Genomic DNA, 15,239 nt, shown 5'->3' on the forward strand with positions numbered 1-15,239 from the left:
CCGCGGCGCCGCCGTCGCCACGAGGCTCGGGTCGCCGCCGGCCGGCGGCGCGACCCGACCGCAGGGAGGCCCCCGTGACCAGGACCGTGGACGACGCACCCGAGGCCATCACCGAACGACCGGGCGAGGAGATCCCCGCCATGACCGCCCGGCTGGTGGTGCTGCACGTCCCGGCCGCGGGCGGACCGCCGCGCGTCCCCGGGGTCACCACGAGCCTGGTGGAGGTGCGCCGGTCGAAGAGCTCCGGAGAGGCTGACTAGCGTCCGGGGTGTGACGCCGACGCTCGGCGAGGTGATCGCCGCCCTCGAGGCCCGTTACGACCCCGCGCTGGCGGAGAGCTGGGACGCCGTGGGCCTGGTCTGCGGCGACCGGTCGGAGACCGTGGCCCGCGTGCTGTTCGCCGTCGACCCGGTGGACGAGGTCGTGGAGGAGGCGCTGGAGACCGGCGCGGACCTGGTCGTCACCCACCACCCGCTGCTGCTCACGCCGGTCCACGGCGTGCCGGCGGACGACCCGAAGGGCCGGGTGGTGCACCGGCTGATCCGTGCCGGCGCCGCGCTGTTCGTCGCGCACACCAACGCCGACCGGGCCGCCGACGTCGGCGTCAACGACGCCCTGGCCGCGGCGCTCGGGCTCACCGGCTGCGTGCCGCTGGAGCCGGTGGCGCCGGGCAGCCGGGAGGGCCTCGGCCGGGTGGGGCAGCTGCCGCAGCCGCTGACCGTGCGCGGGTTCGCCGAGCGGGTGGCCCGCGCGCTGCCGGCGACAGCCGGGGGCGTGCGCGTGGCCGGGGATCCCGACCGCCCGGTGCGCACGGCCGCGGTCTGCGGCGGCAGCGGGGGATCGCTGCACGAGGCCGCGTCGGCCGCCGGCGCCGACGTGCTGCTGACCAGCGACCTGAAGCACCACTTCGTCTCAGAACGGCAACATTCGACAGGCGCCGCGCTCTGCGATGCCGCACACTTCGCCACAGAGTGGCCCTGGTTGCCGGTCGCCGCGGAGACTCTCGCCCGCGACCTTGACGGTCGGGTGGAGGTGTCCGTCTCCGCGCGGCGAACCGACCCGTGGACCGCGCACGTGGGACAGGACGTGGCACCGGATCCCGTCGGATCCGCCGCCGGCTGAGGACCGGGGGCCAGGCTCCCGGGGAAGGGGAGCCCGTTGACCACCGAGACACCACCGACCACGACGGGCGTGGACGACGTCGCGCCGCGCCGCAGCGATCGCAGCCCGTGGAACTGGCTGCTGCTGGTGCCGATCGTCGTGCCGCTGCTCGTGCCGCTCTACAACAAGGTGGAGCCGACCCTGTTCGACTGGCCGCTGTTCTACTGGCTGCAGCTGGCCTTCGTCGCCCTCGGCGTCGTGACCACCGTGCTCGTGTACCGGATGACCCGCCGGCCGGCGGCCGAGCGGGAGGCGGCCGCCCGTGCCGCCGCCCGGGATCAGGAGCGCTGAGCCATGAAGAACGTCAACCTCGTCGAGCTGACCATCGTCGTCCTGCTCTTCCTGCTGGTCGCCGTCATGGGCTTCGCCGCGGCCCGGTGGCGGCGGGCAGAGAGCCTCATGCACCTCGACGAGTGGGGTCTGGGCGGCCGCAGCTTCGGCTCGTGGATCACCTGGTTCCTGCTCGGTGGTGACCTCTACACCGCGTACACCTTCGTGGCGGTGCCGGCGCTGATGTTCGGCGCGGGCGCGGCCGGCTTCTTCGCCGTCCCGTACACCGTCGTCATCTACCCGCTGGTCTTCCTGGTGGTCATCCGGCTGTGGTCGGTCAGCCACGTGCGCGGCTTCGTGACGCCGGCGGACTTCGTGCGCTCGCGGTTCGACTCGCCCACGATGGCGCTGCTGGTCGCGATCACCGGGATCGTCGCGACGATGCCCTACATCGCCCTGCAGTTGGTCGGCATCTCCGCCGTCCTCAAGTCGATCGGCTTCAGCGGTTCGGGGCTGGCCGGCGAGCTGCCGCTGATCATCGCGTTCCTGGTGCTGGCGCTCTACACGTACAGCTCCGGGCTGCGGGCGCCGGCGCTGATCGCCTTCGTCAAGGACGCGCTGATCTACCTGACGATCATCGTCGCGGTGATCGTCATCCCGGCGAAGCTGGGCGGCTGGGGCGAGATCTTCGGCGCCGCGGAGGCCAAGTTCTCCGCCAACGGCGGCCCGGGCGTGATCCTGCCCGCCACCGGCCAGCTGGGCTACGCCACCCTGGCGTTCGGCTCGGCGCTGGCGCTGTTCCTCTACCCGCACTCGATCACCGGCGTGCTCGCCGCGAGCAACCGCGACGTGCTCAAGCGGAACATGAGCGCGCTGCCGGTCTACAGCCTCGCGCTGGGCCTGATCGCGCTGCTCGGGTTCATGGCCATCTCGGCCGGGACCAAGCCGATCGGCACCGACGGCAACACGATCGTGCCGGAGCTGTTCCAGGACATGTTCCCGAGCTGGTTCGCCGGCATCGCGTTCGCCGCGATCGCCATCGGCGCCCTGGTCCCGGCGGCGATCATGTCGATCGCCGCGGCGAACCTGTTCACCCGCAACGTCTACAAGGAGTTCCTCAAGAAGGACGCCACCTCCGAGCAGGAGGCGCGGGTCGCCAAGATCACCTCGCTCGTGGTCAAGGTGGGCGCGGTCGCGGCGATCCTGTTCATCAACCCGCAGTTCTCGATCGACCTGCAGCTCATCGGCGGCGTGATCATCCTGCAGACGCTGCCCTCGGTCGCCCTGGGCCTCTACACGCGCTGGATGCACCGCGGCGCGCTGATCGCCGGGTGGGCCGCCGGGATGGTCGTTGGCCTGTGGATGCTCTACGCGATCCCGAAGATCGACCCCGCCACGAAGGCGGTCGTCAAGGAGCACTTCGGCGGCTCGTCGTTCGCGCTGTCGAAGCTGGGCTTGGACACGCAGCTCACGATCTACCCCGGAATCGTGTCGCTGCTGGTCAACCTGCTCGTCGTCGTGATCATCACGCTGATCCTGCGGGCGATGAAGGTCGACGACGGCCTCGACGGGACGGCGGACACCGACTACACGGCCGAGCGGGAGGACCCGACCGTTCGCGATCTGCCCGACCCGCTGGCCTCCGCACCGCCGGGGGTGGCGTCGTCGGGGACGGAAAGGGAGGTCCGCTCGCGCAGGTAGCGGGTCCGGTCGCGGAAAGTCCGCCCCCGCGCAGATAGGTTGGGCGGGTGAAGGCCGACCACTTCGACCAGCAGAAGCTGCTGGCCCTCGCCGCCGAGGACGTCGCGCTCACCCAGCTCGCGCACCGGAAGCGGACGCTGCCGGAGGCGGCCGCCGTCGAGGCGGCCGCCGAGGGCGAGCGCGAGCAGGCCGCGGCGCTGGTGCGCGCCGAGACCGAGGCCCGCGACCTCGAGCGGGAGGTGTCCCGCCTCGAGGGGGACGTCGACGTGGTCCGCCAGCGGGCCACCCGCGACCAGCAGCGGATGCAGGCCGGCGGCCTGCCCGCGCGCGAGGTCACCGCGCTGCAGCACGAGCTGGACTCCCTGGCCCGCCGGCAGGGCGACCTGGAGGACCAGGAGCTCGAGCTGATGGAGCGGCAGGAGGCCGCCGACAAGGCCCTGTCGGCGGCCCGCGAGGGGCAGGAGAAGGCCCGCGCCGAGCTGGAGCGGGCCACGCAGCTGCGCGACGACGCGCTCGCCGACGTCACCGACGCCACCGCCCGGCACGAGGCGGCGCGCACCGAGGTGGCCGGCGGCATCCCCGCTCCGTTGCTGTCGCTGTACGACCGCATCCGCGCGCAGACCGGCACGACCGGCGCCGCGCTGCTCAAGGCCCGCCAGTGCCAGGGCTGCCGGATCGAGCTGTTCGGCAAGGAGCTCGCCGCCGTCCGCGCCGCCGACCCGCACGAGGTCGTCCGGTGCGACAACTGCGGCCGGATCCTGGTCCGGACCGGCGAGTCCGGCCTGTGAGGCGGCTGATCGTCGAGGCGGACGGCGGCTCGCGGGGCAACCCCGGCCCGGCCGGCTACGGCGCGCTGGTCCGCGACGCGGAGACCAGGCGGGTGCTCGCCGAGCGGGCCGCCTCGGTGGGGCGGGCGACCAACAACGTGGCCGAGTACGGGGGCCTGGTCGCGGGGCTGCAGGCCGCGTTCGAACTCGACCCTGAAGCTGAGGTCGAGGTCCGGATGGATTCCAAGCTCGTCGTCGAGCAGATGAGCGGCCGCTGGAAGATCAAGCACCCGGACATGCAGAAGCTCGCGCTGCAGGCCCAGCAGATCGCCCGGCAGCTGGGCGCGGTCCGCTACACCTGGGTGCCGCGGGCGCAGAACGGCGCCGCCGACGCCCTCGCCAACAGCGCCATGGACGGCAAGCCGGTGCACCGGGACGCCGCCGCCGAGCCGGTCACCATCGAGGACGACGTCCAGCCGGCGCCCGAGCCGCAGCCGGTGGTGACCACGCTGACCCACCTGCTCCGGCACGGGCAGACCGAGCACACCCCGGAGCGCCGGTTCAGCGGCAGCAGCGACCTGCCACTCTCGGAGCTGGGGCGGGCCGAGGCGCGGGCCGCGGCGCTGTCGCTGAAGGACCGCGGCATCGACGCGATCGTGTGCTCGCCGCTGCAGCGCTGCCGGGAGACCGCGCAGACCGCGGCCGACGTGCTGGGCCTGCCCGTCGTGGTCGACGAGGACCTGCGCGAGCTCGACTTCGGCGAGTGGGAGGGGCTGACCGGCGACGAGGTGCGCGCCCGCAACCCGCTCGCCGTCCGCCGCTTCTTCGGCGGGACCGACGTCCGCGCGCCGGGCGGGGAGTCGATCGCCGACGTCAGCGCCCGGGTGGCGCGGGCCCGCGCGCGGATCCTGGCGAGGCATGCGGGGGAGACGGTGCTCGTGGTCAGCCACGTGACGCCGATCAAGCTGCTGGTGGCCGCGGGGCTCGGCGCCGGCGACGAGGTGGTGCACCGGGTCTTCTTGGAGGCGGCGTCGCTGTGCACCGTCGCCTGGTCGTCGGACGGGCGGACCAGCGTGCGACTGGTGAACGACACGAGCCATCTGCGCTGACCGGACGCTACGGTTCCGCTCATGCGAGCGGTCCTGCGGTCGGTCTGGTTCTGGGTGGCGCTGACCGCCGTGGGCGGCTTCGTCGTCCTGGCGCTGCTGCCGACCGGCGACGCGCTGCGCCCGCCGCTGGGCGAGCTGGCGATCCTGTGGCTGCCGTTCGCGGCCGCAGCAGTGCTGGCGGGGGCCGCCGTCACGGTGGCCCGCCGGCTCGCCGCCGCCCGGCGCCGATCACCCGGCTGAGCGCCCGCCGCGCGGGGAAATGTTCGGTACGGATGTCGAGAACGGCGTGACGACTCCGTCCCAGGGGCAGGAGCGACCACCGTGGCCGCACCGCCCTCAGGAGGTCCAGCATGACGAACGACCAGATCAGCGAGGTCCTCGATCGCCCGCTGAGCCAGAAGATGCTGGCTCGTGATGTCTGCCGCCTGGCCTACGTGGCCACGGACGGGACCCCGCGGAACATCCCGATCGCCTTCACCTGGAACGGCACGGAGGTCGTGATGTGCACGTCGAAGAACGCCCCGAAGCTGGCGTCGCTCCGTCAGAACCCGGCCGTCGCCCTCACGATCGACACCGAGGTGCACCCGCCCACGATCCTGCTCATCCGCGGCACCGTCGAGCTCGACGAGGTGGACGGCATTCCCGCGGAGTACCTCGAGATGAACGGCTCCTACGAGATGACGGCCGAGCAACGGGTCGAGTGGGAGGCCGAGGTCCACTCGCTCTACGACGGCATGGTCCGCATCGTGATGACGCCGACCTGGGCGAAGCTGATCGACTTCGAGACGACCCTGCCCAGCGCCGTCGAGGAACTCGTCCAGCAGCGCGCGGAACGTCAGCAGCAGACCGAGACGGGTTCCTAGAGGCGGCCGGCGTCGATCACCCGGCTGAGGAACTGGCGGGTGCGCGGGTGCTCCGGCTCGCCGAGCACCTGCGCCGGCGGCCCGGACTCCAGCAGCACGCCGCCGTCCAGGAAGGCGACGGTGTCGGCGACCTGGCGGGCGAAGCCCATCTCGTGCGTCGCCATCACGATCGTCATGCCCTGGGCCGCCACCTCGCGGACCAGGCCGAGCACCTCGCCGACCAGCTCGGGGTCCAGGGCGCTGGTGATCTCGTCGAGCAGCAGCACCCGCGGGCGGACGGCGAGGGCGCGCACGATCGCCACCCGCTGCTGCTGGCCGCCGGAGAGCCGGTCGGGGAACTCGCCGGCCTTCTCGGCGAGGCCGATGCGGCGGAGCAGCGCGTGCGCCTCGTCCCGCGCCTCCGCCCGGGACCGGCCGTGGACGACGGTCGGCGCCAGGGTCACGTTGTCGAGCACGGACAGGTGCGGGAACAGGTTGTAGGCCTGGAAGACCACGCCCATCCGCCGGCGCACGCGGTCGGCGTCCACCCGCGGGTCGGTGACGTCCTCGCCGTCGAGGAAGACCTGCCCGTCGTCCACGGTCTCGAGCAGGCTGGCGCAGCGCAGCAGGGTCGACTTGCCCGACCCGGAGCCGCCGATCAGCGCCACGACGCGGTGCTCGTCGACCGCGAGGTCGATCCCGCGGAGGACGACGTTGTCGCCGAACGCCTTCACCACGTTCTCCAGCTCGAGGACGCTCACAGCAGGCTGCCCGACTGCTGGCGCCGCCGCGCCCGCGCGGTCACGTGGTCGGCGACCCGCGCCGAGGGCACCGCCAGCAGCACGAACAGCAGGCCGGCCACGACGTACGGGGTGAAGTTGAAGGTCTGGCCGACGATGATCTGCGCCGCCCGGACGGCGTCGATCGCACCGAGGACCGAGATCAGCCCGACGTCCTTCTGCAGCGCGACGAAGTCGTTGAGCAGCGCCGGCGTCACGGTGCGCAGCGCCTGGGGGAGGACGACGATCCGCATCGTCTGCCGGTGGGTCAGTCCCAACGAGCGCGCCGCGGCCCGCTGGCTGGGGTGCACCGACTCGATGCCGGCCCGGAACACCTCGGCGACGTAGGCGGAGTAGACCAGCACGATCGCCGCCGTCCCCAGGACGAACGCCGAGTTCGGCACGCCCTGCAGGCGCAGCGCCGGGACGCCGAAGCCGACCAGGTACAGCACGATGATCAGCGGCATGCCGCGGAAGAGGTCGACGTAGGCGGTCGCGACGATCCGCAGCGGGGCGAACGCGGGCCCGCGCAGCGTGCGCAGCACCGCGATCAGCAGCCCGAACAGCAGGACCAGCACCGCGGCGACCACCAGCACCTGCAGGTTCAGCCACAGGCCCGCCACGACCTCGGGGAACGCGTCGACCGCGGCGTCCAGCGAGAAGAACGTCGTCTGCACCCGCGGCCAGCCCGGCGCGCGGGTCACCAGCAGGTAGGCGACGACCGCGAAGGCCAGCGTCGACAGGATCGCGACCAGCGTCGACCGCCGGGCCCGGCGACGCCGCCAGGCCCGGCGGGAGAGCTCGAGCTGGCTGGGGGCCGGGAGGTCGGCGGTCAGCTGAGGACGGGCGCGTCGGCGACGTCGGACAGCCACTGCTGCTCGAGGTCGGCCAGCGTGCCGTCGTCGCGGAGCGCGTCGACCGCCTGGCTGACGCAGTCGGTGAGCGGGCTGTCCTTCTCCAGCAGCAGGCCGAACTGGTCGCCGCCCTCGCCGGAGTTCGCCAGCTGGCCGACGATCACCCCGTTGTCCAGCTCGGCGGCGGTGATGAAGAAGGCCGTGGGCAGGTCGACGACGATGGCGTCCACCTGGCCGTTCTGCAGGGCCAGCTTGGCGTCGTCGTTGGTGTTGAACACGACCGGGTCGCTGTCGGGCGCGATCACGTCGGTGAGGGCCTGGAGGCTGGTCGTCGCCACCTGCGCGCCGATCCGCAGGCCGCGCAGGTCGGCGAGGCTCGTGGCGCCGTCGGCGGGGGAGCCTGCGGTGGTGATCACGGCCTGGCTCACCGTGTAGTACGGCGAGGAGAAGTCGACGGCCTGCTTGCGCTCCTCGGTGATCGAGAACTGGTTGATGTCGAAGTCGAAGGGCCGCTCGCCGGGCTGGATCGCCGCGTTGAACGGCACCCGCACCCAGGTGACGTCGTCCTTCGCGTAGCCCAGCTGGTCGGCGACGGCGTAGGCCACCGCGGACTCGAAGCCCTTCCCGTTGGCCGGGTCGTCGTCGACCATCCACGGCTCGAACGCCGGCTGGTCGGTGGCGATGGTGAGGGTCCCGGGCTCGAGCGTCTGCAGGCCCTCGGGGGAGCAGGCGCCGGCCGCCGCCGATCCCGACGTCGCCGCGCTCTCCTCCGAGGACTCCTGCGGGGCGCAGGCGCTCGCCGCCAGCGCGACGGCGGCGAGGGCGGTCAGCGGGACAAGGCGTCGCATCGGGGCCCCTCGGGTGGTTGAACGGTGCAGGACAGCGGGGATCCTAGGGGCGCGGCCAGGCCTGGGAAGATGAGCGCTCCGCGCGGGGTTCCTCCTGTGACGGCCACGACGACCGACCCCTGGAGCCCGCGTGACCGCGACCATCGCGCCCGCGACCCCCGCCGTTGCCGGCGACGAGCGGACGCTCTCGCCCGCCGAGTACGAGACGTGGGCCGCCGAGGTCCGCGCCCTCGCCGCCGAGCGCGGGGCGGTGATCCTCGCGCACAACTACCAGGTGCCCGAGATCCAGGACGTCGCCCACTTCACCGGTGACTCCCTCTACCTGTCCCGGGTGGCGGCCGAGACCGACGCCCGGGAGATCGTCTTCTGCGGCGTCCACTTCATGGCCGAGACGGCGAAGATCCTCTCGCCGGGGAAGACCGTGCTGCTGCCCGACCACGCGGCCGGCTGCTCGCTGGCCGACTCGATCACCGCCGAGCAGCTGCGCGAGTGGAAGGCCGAGCACCCCGGCGCGGTGGTGGTCAGCTACGTCAACACCACCGCCGCGGTGAAGGCGGAGACCGACATCTGCTGCACGTCGTCCAACGCCGCCGACGTCGTCCGGTCGATCCCGGCCGACCGGGAGATCCTCTTCTGCCCCGACCAGTTCCTCGGCACGCACGTCAAGCGGGTCACCGGGCGGGCGAACATCCTCGTCTGGGCGGGGGAGTGCCACGTGCACGCCGGCATCAGCCCGTCCGACGTCCGCGCGCAGGTCGCCGCGCACCCCGACGCCGAGATCCTGGTGCACCCCGAGTGCGGCTGCACCACCTCGGTGCTCGACCTGGTCAGCCACGGCGACCTCCCGGCCGACCGCACCCGCGTGCTGTCCACCGGCGGCATGGTCGAGGAGGCGGCGCGGACGTCGTCCCGCGAGGTGCTCGTGGCCACCGAGGTCGGCATCCTGCACCAGCTGCGGGCGCTCAACGCCGGCACCGCGTTCATCCCGATGAACGACCGCGCCGCGTGCCGCTACATGAAGATGATCACGCCGGCCAAGCTGCTGCACACGCTGCGGACCGGCGAGGGCGCCGTCGACGTCGACCCGGACACCGCGGCGCGGGCGCGGGCCGCGGTCGAGGCGATGATCGCGATCGGCGAGCCCGGCCGCGGCGGCGAGTAGCCGCCGACCTTCTTGACGCCGGGCAGCCAGGCTCGGGAGGCTCCGCTTTTCATCCGGAGGAGCCCCGATGACCGCTGCCCAGATCATCGACACCCGCGAGATGGTCGTCGTTCACACCGCCTTCCGGCGGGAGTTCGCGGAGGCCCCGGCGCTGATCCGGTCCGTCGTCGCGGGCGACCGGGAACAGGTCCGGCGGGTCGGCGACCACGTCCGGCTGATGCTCGACATGCTCCACCACCACCACGACGGCGAGGACCGGCTGCTCTGGCCCAAGCTGCTCGACCGGGTCGAGGTGGACCTGCGGCCGGTGATCGAGCTGATGGAGCGCCAGCACCAGGGAATCCACGCCGAGCTGGAGCGGGCGACGGAGCTGCTCGGACGCTGGCGCGAGACGGCGGGCGAGGACGAGCGCGAGCAGCTGGCCGGCAGCGTGGAGCGGCTCACCGCGCTGCTGGAGGAGCACCTGGCCGCCGAGGAGTCGCAGCTGCTGCCGCTGGCCGCCCGCTGCCTGACCCAGCCGGAGTGGGACCAGCTCGGCGAGGAGGGCATGGGCGGCATCCCGAGGAAGCAGCTGCCCACGGTGTTCGGGATGATCATGAAGGACGGCGACCCGGAGGTGATCCGGACGATGCTCTCGCACGCCCCGCCGCCGGTCCGGGTGCTGCTGCCGCGGGTGGCGCCGCGGCTCTACGCGCGGTACGCCCGCCGCCTGCGGGCGAGCTAGGCGAGCTGCAGAACCGCCCACAGCGCGGTGGTCGCGGCCAGCAGGGTGAGCGGCACGGTGGCCACGCCCAGGGCGGAGAACCGCGCCGCCGGGGGAGCGTGCTCGCCGAGCATCCGCCGCCACAGCAGGTTGGCCAGCGACCCGACGTAGGTCAGGTTCGGCCCGACGTTGACGCCGACGAGCACCGCGAGCACCGGCGCCGGGCCGCCGACGGCCGCCACCGGCAGCAGCGCCAGCGTCGCGGGCAGGTTGTTGAGGACGTTGGCGACGACGGCGGCGATCCCGGTCACCGCGAGCAGCGCGAGCAGGCCCGTGCCGTCGGGGAGGACGGCGGCCAGCGCGGACTCCAGGCCGCTGTGCAGCACCGCCGTCACCACGACCGAGAGCCCCAGCACGAACAGCGCGAACGGCAGGTCGGCGGCGCGGACCAGGCCGCCGACCGTCGTCCGCCGCTTCAGCAGCTGGCGGACGGCGAGCACGGCGACCCCGCCGACTGCAGGCCACACCGGCGGGATGCCCGCGAGGGAGGCGACGGCGAACCCGGCCACCGTCGTCCCGACGACGACCAGCGCGACGACGGGGGCGGGCGGCGTCTCGGTCACCGGGGCGGTGACGGGCACCTGCAGGTCGGTGCGGAACAGCCGGCGCAGCACCAGGTACTCCACCGCCACCGCGGCCAGCTGCGGCGCCAGCATCAGGCCGGTGAAGTGCACGAACGACAGGCCGGTGGCGGCGAAGGCGAGCAGGTTGGTCAGGTTCGACACCGGCAGCAGCAGCGAGGCGGAGTTGGCCAGGTGCCCGGCCGCCCACGCGTGCGGCCGGGCCGGCACCCGCATGCGCCGCGCGGTGGCCAGCACGACCGGGGTCAGCAGGACGACGGTCGCGTCGAGGCTCAGCACCGCCGTCACCACCACCGCCAGGACGACGACCCGCACCAGCAGCCCCTCCGGTGACGTGCCCGCCCGCCGGGCGGTGACCGCCGCCGCCCAGCGGAACAGGCCCTCGGTGTCGGCGAGGTGGGCGAGCAGCAGGACGACCACCAGGAAGGCGGCGGTCGGCGCGACGTCGCGGACCGTCGCCTCGGCGTCCGGCCAGCCGATTGCGCCGACGGCCGCGAGGTAGACCGCGCCGGGCACGGCGACCGCGGCCGGCGGGACGCGCGGGCTGCCGACCCCGGCGGCGACGAGGACGGCGACCAGGACGACGGCGGAGACCGCCAGCGCCAGCGGGTCCACCGCTCAGCCGCGCAGGAACAGGTAGATCGAGACGATGACGCCGAAGGCGACGATCAGGACGCGCAGCGGCGTGGAGGGGATCTTGGTGGCGAGCCGCGCGCCGAGGAATCCGCCGAGCAGGCTGGCCGGGGCGGCGACCGCGACCACGACCCACTGCACCGGCCCGAACAGGCCGAAGATCACGACCGTGACCGTGGCGGTGACCAGGGAGAGCGCCGACTTCAGCGCGTTGGCCAGCTTCAGCCGGTGCAGCGCCAGGCCGAGCACCCCGACCAGGATCACGCCGAGCGCGCCGCCGAAGTAGCCGCCGTAGACGGTGGCGAAGAACAGCGCGACGTAGAGCCAGACGGGGTCGCGGTGGGCGGCGGCGTCCTCGGCCCGGCGCAGCCGTGTGTTCAGCAGTGGCTGCACGGCGAGCAGCAGGCTGGCGAGGAGGACCAGGACCGGGACGACGACGTCGAAGGCCTCGGTCGGCGTGGTCAGCAGGAGGACGCTGCCCGCCGTCCCCCCGAGGGCGGCGACGATGCCGAAGCGGATCAGCCGGTTGCGCTGCCCGGCGTACTCCGCGCGGAAGCCCGCGACGCCGCCGAGGTAGCCGGGCCACTGGGACACGGAGTTGGTGACGTTGGCCTGCACCGTGCCCAGCCCCAGCGCCACGAGCGTGGGGAACAGGATCAGCGACCCGCCACCGGCGATGGAGTTGATGCCGCCGGCGAGGAAGGCCACGCCCGCGGCGATGATCAGGTCGAGGGCGGACACGATTGCGGAGCCTACGGTCGCGCTGCGTCGGCTGCTCCGCGGGTGTTTTCGGCGGCAGACTGCGCGCCATGCCCGCGGCTCCGATGCCCGACGACTGGCAGCGCGCCCTCGTCGTGGCCGCTCATCCCGATGACATCGAGTACGGCACGGCCGCCGCCGTCGCGGTGTGGACCGCGGCCGGCAAGGAGGTCCACTACCTGCTCGCCACGCGAGGGGAGGCGGGCATCGCCGGCATGCCGCCGTCGGAGGCCGGGCCGTTGCGCGAGGAGGAGGAGCGGCGTGCGGCCGCCGCCGTGGGCGTGCGCGAGGTCGAGTTCCTCGACCACCGGGACGGCGTACTCCTGTACGGGACGGAGCTGCGCCGGGACCTCGCGGCGGCGATCCGCCGGCACCGGCCCGAGCTGGTCGTGACGATGTACGGCGGTGACACCTGGACGCCGCCCGGCATCAGCCCGGCCGCGCTGAACTCGGCCGACCACCGGGCGCTGACCCGCAGCGTGCTGGACGCGGTCGCCGACGCGGGGAACGAGTGGATCTTCCCGGACCTGCCCGAGGAGCCGTGGCGGGGCACGCAGTACATCGCCGTCCAGACGGCCGGCGGCGAGGCGCCGCACGTGATGGACGTCGAGAGCGGCGTCGAGGGCGCGGTGGCGTCGCTGCGGGAGCACCGGCGCTACCTCGAGGTGCTCTCCGACGTGCCGGTCGACGAGCAGGCACGTCAACAGATCGACATGGCGACCCTGACGGAGGAGGGCACCCGGCGAGTGGGCTTCACGCTGTACTGGGGCTGATGGCTCGTTGCGCCTACCGGACGGTTGACCTGCGGGTTTTCTTCCCTGCGCTCTTGCTCGTCGTTCGACTCGAACATATGATCGAATATGTGACCACGTCGTCCGCTCCGCCACTCGACTACGTCGGCTCGGCGCCGGCGCCGTGGCCGGTGTTCGGGCCGGCGGTGGGCCTGGCGGAGGGGCCGCTGGGGGTGGTGCAGGCGGCGGATCGGGAGATCGCCCGGCTGACCGCGGTGCGGGCCCGGGCGGTGGCGGAGTTCGCCGCGCAGCGGCCGGCGTCGGTGGATCGGGCGCAGGGCGAGCCGGGGGCGATGAGCGCGGAGCGGTGGGGGGCCCGCCCGGAGGTGCTGAAGCCGGTGTCGGAGTGGGCCACGCAGGAGTTGATGGTGGCGCTGTCCTGTTCCGAGGGCGCGGCGCAGCGGCTGCTGGAGCAGTCGCTGACCCTGCAGGCCCGGCTGCCCGGCGTGCTGGGCGCGCTGGAGGCCGGCGGGCTGCACGCCGGGCACCTGGGGCCGCTGCTGGATCTGGTCGGGCCGATCGCCACCGACCGGGTGCGGGACGCGGTGCAGGCCGAGCTGCTCGAGTGGCTGGCCGCCCGCGCCGCGGCGGGGACGATCACCACGCCGCCGCAGCTGCGGGAGCGGGTGCGGCGCGTGGTGGCCCGCCGGGATGCGCGGGCGGCGGCGGATCGGGCGGCGCGGGCGCTGCGCGAGCGCGGGGTGTTCCGACAGACCACCCGCGGTGAGGGCCTGGCCTGCCTCGGCGTGATCGGCAGTGAGCCGGAGATCGCGGCGCTGTCCGCGGCGCTGGAGGCCTACGCCGACGCGGTCGACGACGAGCCGGGCGCCGAGCCCCGCACCAAGGCGCGGAAGATGCTGGACTGCCTGCTGGATCTGGTGCTGCGCCCGGGGGAGGGGGACCAGCCGCCGGTGCAGGTGACGCTGACCCTGGTCGCGGCGGTGCAGACGCTGCTCGGTGGCAACGCCCCGGCCGAGCTGAACGGGCAGGTGGTGTCGGCGGAGACGGCGCGGCAGCTGCTGCGCGCGCTGACCGGCGCCGAGCTCGGCGACGCCGCGCTGGCCGCCTACCTCACCAACGCCACCACCCCCGCCGCCGCGGACTTGGACGTCGACGCCGACGTCGTCGATCCCGCGCGCACCGACGACGAGGGCTACCTCGACCGCTGCCCGGATGAACCGGACTGGACCGCGCAGATGCGCGCCGCGCACGCGGTATGGGAGGCCGACTGGGAGCGGCGGCTGGCGGCCGGGGAGTTCGACGGCCCCGATCCGTTGACCGAGGCCGACATCCTCGCCGCGGCCGAGCGGGCGATCGCGAACGGGGAGATCGATCTGGAGCTGCAGCGGGCGATGATCGACGCGGACGAGCGGTGGTGGGCCGACTTCGAGGCCGGCCGGATCACCGACCCCGACCCGGCCGACGACCCGCCACCGGAGCAGCCGGCCTCCGGCGATCCACCGCCCACTGCGGGATGGTGGGCGGCGGCTGAACGGGCGGTGGAGGAGGCCGGGCGGGCGCAGTACCGGACCGAGCTGGCGCTCGGGCACGCCCGCCGGCTGGTGACCACCGCCGAGCGGGCCGACGCCGCCGACGAGACCGTCTGGCGGGCGAGCACCGCCGGCCGGGTGGACGCCGCCGCCGACGCGCTCGCAGCGATCGCTGCCGCGGCAGGCACCGATCGGACCGCGCTGGCCGAGCTGCTGTCCCGTGGTGGCGGCGGCGGTGGCCTGGCCGAGCGGCCGCGGATCGCCCTGGTCGACGTCCTCTCCGGGGCGCTGGTGTCGCTGACCGACCTGCCCGGGCTGCGCCGCACGGCGCACTGCGGCGCCGACGCCTGCCGCCGCGCACCCGAGACCTGCACCCACGACCTGGGCGGCCGGCCCGGCCTCGGCGCCCCTGGCCCGACCGCCGGCTACCGGCCCTCGACAAAACTTGACCGGTTCGTACGCGCCCGCGACCGCCGCTGCCGGTTTCCCGGCTGCCGCCGCCGCGTGGCCACCGGCGAGCTGGATCACCGCATCCGCTATCCCGACGGGCCGACCGCCGCGGCCAACCTGGCCGGCTTCTGCGTCAGCAACCACCGCGGCAAGCACCAGGCCCCGGGCTGGTCCTACGACGGCACCCCCGAGAGCACGCTGACCGTCACCACCCCGACCGGTCTCGTCGCCACGACGGAACCGCCCCCGTTCTGAGGTCTGCCTACACTGGGATCACGA

The 15,239-nt window shown here is 73.8% G+C and carries 17 protein-coding genes; 12 read left to right on the forward strand and 5 right to left on the reverse strand.

What is annotated here, in order from left to right; all coding sequences use genetic code 11:
- Positions 1–74 precede the first annotated feature (74 nt).
- From AB3388_RS10290 to AB3388_RS10325, 8 genes are all read left to right on the forward strand, one after another.
- Positions 75–260: a hypothetical protein gene (locus AB3388_RS10290; protein ID WP_495410670.1), complete on the forward strand. Its 186-nt coding sequence runs from the start codon at positions 75–77 to the stop codon at positions 258–260.
- Between the two features lie 10 nt (positions 261–270).
- Entirely contained in the window at positions 271–1,122 is an 852-nt protein-coding gene (locus AB3388_RS10295; protein ID WP_495410671.1) for a Nif3-like dinuclear metal center hexameric protein, read from the forward strand.
- Positions 1,123–1,158: 36 nt separating this feature from the next.
- On the forward strand, positions 1,159–1,452 hold the full coding sequence (locus AB3388_RS10300) for a DUF3311 domain-containing protein (protein ID WP_495410672.1): 294 nt from the start codon (positions 1,159–1,161) through the stop codon (positions 1,450–1,452).
- A 3-nt stretch (positions 1,453–1,455) separates the two neighbouring features.
- Positions 1,456–3,132: a monocarboxylate uptake permease MctP gene (mctP, locus tag AB3388_RS10305; protein ID WP_495410673.1), complete on the forward strand. Its 1,677-nt coding sequence runs from the start codon at positions 1,456–1,458 to the stop codon at positions 3,130–3,132.
- A 47-nt stretch (positions 3,133–3,179) separates the two neighbouring features.
- On the forward strand, positions 3,180–3,920 hold the full coding sequence (locus tag AB3388_RS10310; protein WP_495410674.1) for a zinc ribbon domain-containing protein: 741 nt from the start codon (positions 3,180–3,182) through the stop codon (positions 3,918–3,920).
- Positions 3,917–5,008, forward strand: a complete 1,092-nt coding sequence (locus AB3388_RS10315) for a bifunctional RNase H/acid phosphatase (RefSeq protein WP_495410675.1) — start codon at positions 3,917–3,919, stop codon at positions 5,006–5,008. The genes AB3388_RS10310 and AB3388_RS10315 overlap by 4 nt, the downstream gene beginning before the upstream one ends.
- Positions 5,009–5,029: 21 nt before the next feature.
- On the forward strand, positions 5,030–5,248 hold the full coding sequence (locus AB3388_RS10320; RefSeq protein ID WP_495410676.1) for a hypothetical protein: 219 nt from the start codon (positions 5,030–5,032) through the stop codon (positions 5,246–5,248).
- Between the two features lie 110 nt (positions 5,249–5,358).
- Entirely contained in the window at positions 5,359–5,871 is a 513-nt protein-coding gene (locus tag AB3388_RS10325) for a pyridoxamine 5'-phosphate oxidase family protein (RefSeq protein WP_495410677.1), read from the forward strand.
- Here the strand turns inward: AB3388_RS10325 and AB3388_RS10330 are convergent.
- From AB3388_RS10330 to AB3388_RS10340, 3 genes are read right to left on the reverse strand one after another with little or no spacing between them, the layout of a single operon-like run.
- Positions 5,868–6,611: an amino acid ABC transporter ATP-binding protein gene (locus AB3388_RS10330; protein ID WP_495410678.1), complete on the reverse strand. Its 744-nt coding sequence runs from the start codon at positions 6,609–6,611 to the stop codon at positions 5,868–5,870. The genes AB3388_RS10325 and AB3388_RS10330 overlap by 4 nt on opposite strands.
- Positions 6,608–7,501, reverse strand: coding sequence for an amino acid ABC transporter permease (locus tag AB3388_RS10335; protein WP_495410679.1), 894 nt, complete (start codon positions 7,499–7,501; stop codon positions 6,608–6,610). The genes AB3388_RS10330 and AB3388_RS10335 overlap by 4 nt, the downstream gene beginning before the upstream one ends.
- Positions 7,462–8,331, reverse strand: a complete 870-nt coding sequence (locus AB3388_RS10340; RefSeq protein WP_495410680.1) for an ABC transporter substrate-binding protein — start codon at positions 8,329–8,331, stop codon at positions 7,462–7,464. Before AB3388_RS10340 ends, AB3388_RS10335 begins: the two co-directional genes overlap by 40 nt.
- A gap of 130 nt (positions 8,332–8,461) precedes the next feature.
- On the opposite strand from AB3388_RS10340, the gene nadA reads away from it, so the two are divergent.
- Both nadA and AB3388_RS10350 read left to right on the forward strand, forming a co-directional pair.
- The gene (gene nadA, locus AB3388_RS10345) at positions 8,462–9,493 is read left to right on the forward strand and encodes a quinolinate synthase NadA (RefSeq protein WP_495410681.1); all 1,032 of its coding nucleotides are present in this window, start codon (positions 8,462–8,464) and stop codon (positions 9,491–9,493) included.
- Between the two features lie 67 nt (positions 9,494–9,560).
- Positions 9,561–10,217: a hemerythrin domain-containing protein gene (locus AB3388_RS10350; RefSeq protein WP_495410682.1), complete on the forward strand. Its 657-nt coding sequence runs from the start codon at positions 9,561–9,563 to the stop codon at positions 10,215–10,217.
- On the opposite strand, the gene AB3388_RS10355 is transcribed toward AB3388_RS10350, so the two are convergent.
- Together AB3388_RS10355 and AB3388_RS10360 are read right to left on the reverse strand one after the other, a co-directional pair.
- The gene (locus AB3388_RS10355) at positions 10,214–11,452 is read right to left on the reverse strand and encodes an SLC13 family permease (protein ID WP_495410683.1); all 1,239 of its coding nucleotides are present in this window, start codon (positions 11,450–11,452) and stop codon (positions 10,214–10,216) included. The two genes, AB3388_RS10350 and AB3388_RS10355, sit on opposite strands and share 4 nt — an antisense overlap.
- A gap of 3 nt (positions 11,453–11,455) precedes the next feature.
- A complete protein-coding gene (locus AB3388_RS10360; RefSeq protein ID WP_495410684.1) occupies positions 11,456–12,211 on the reverse strand; it encodes a sulfite exporter TauE/SafE family protein in 756 nt (251 codons plus the stop codon).
- A 68-nt stretch (positions 12,212–12,279) separates the two neighbouring features.
- Here AB3388_RS10360 and AB3388_RS10365 point away from each other — a divergent pair, with 68 nt between their 5' ends.
- Both AB3388_RS10365 and AB3388_RS10370 read left to right on the forward strand, forming a co-directional pair.
- A complete protein-coding gene (locus tag AB3388_RS10365) occupies positions 12,280–13,002 on the forward strand; it encodes a PIG-L deacetylase family protein (protein ID WP_495410685.1) in 723 nt (240 codons plus the stop codon).
- A gap of 89 nt (positions 13,003–13,091) precedes the next feature.
- Positions 13,092–15,215 (forward strand): HNH endonuclease signature motif containing protein, encoded by a 2,124-nt coding sequence (locus AB3388_RS10370; protein WP_495410686.1) that lies wholly within the window; start codon positions 13,092–13,094, stop codon positions 15,213–15,215.
- The last annotated feature ends 24 nt before the right edge of the window (positions 15,216–15,239 follow it).

Source organism: Geodermatophilus sp. SMS 5-13 (assembly GCF_059428245.1).

Coding starts and splice junctions, on each gene's coding strand:
- AB3388_RS10340 (WP_495410680.1), bottom strand. CDS start 8,331: ATGCGACGCCTTGTCCCGCTGACCGCCCTCGCCGCCGTCGCGCTGGCG.
- AB3388_RS10325 (WP_495410677.1), top strand. CDS start 5,359: ATGACGAACGACCAGATCAGCGAGGTCCTCGATCGCCCGCTGAGCCAG.
- AB3388_RS10365 (WP_495410685.1), top strand. CDS start 12,280: ATGCCCGCGGCTCCGATGCCCGACGACTGGCAGCGCGCCCTCGTCGTG.
- mctP (WP_495410673.1), top strand. CDS start 1,456: ATGAAGAACGTCAACCTCGTCGAGCTGACCATCGTCGTCCTGCTCTTC.
- AB3388_RS10320 (WP_495410676.1), top strand. CDS start 5,030: ATGCGAGCGGTCCTGCGGTCGGTCTGGTTCTGGGTGGCGCTGACCGCC.
- AB3388_RS10350 (WP_495410682.1), top strand. CDS start 9,561: ATGACCGCTGCCCAGATCATCGACACCCGCGAGATGGTCGTCGTTCAC.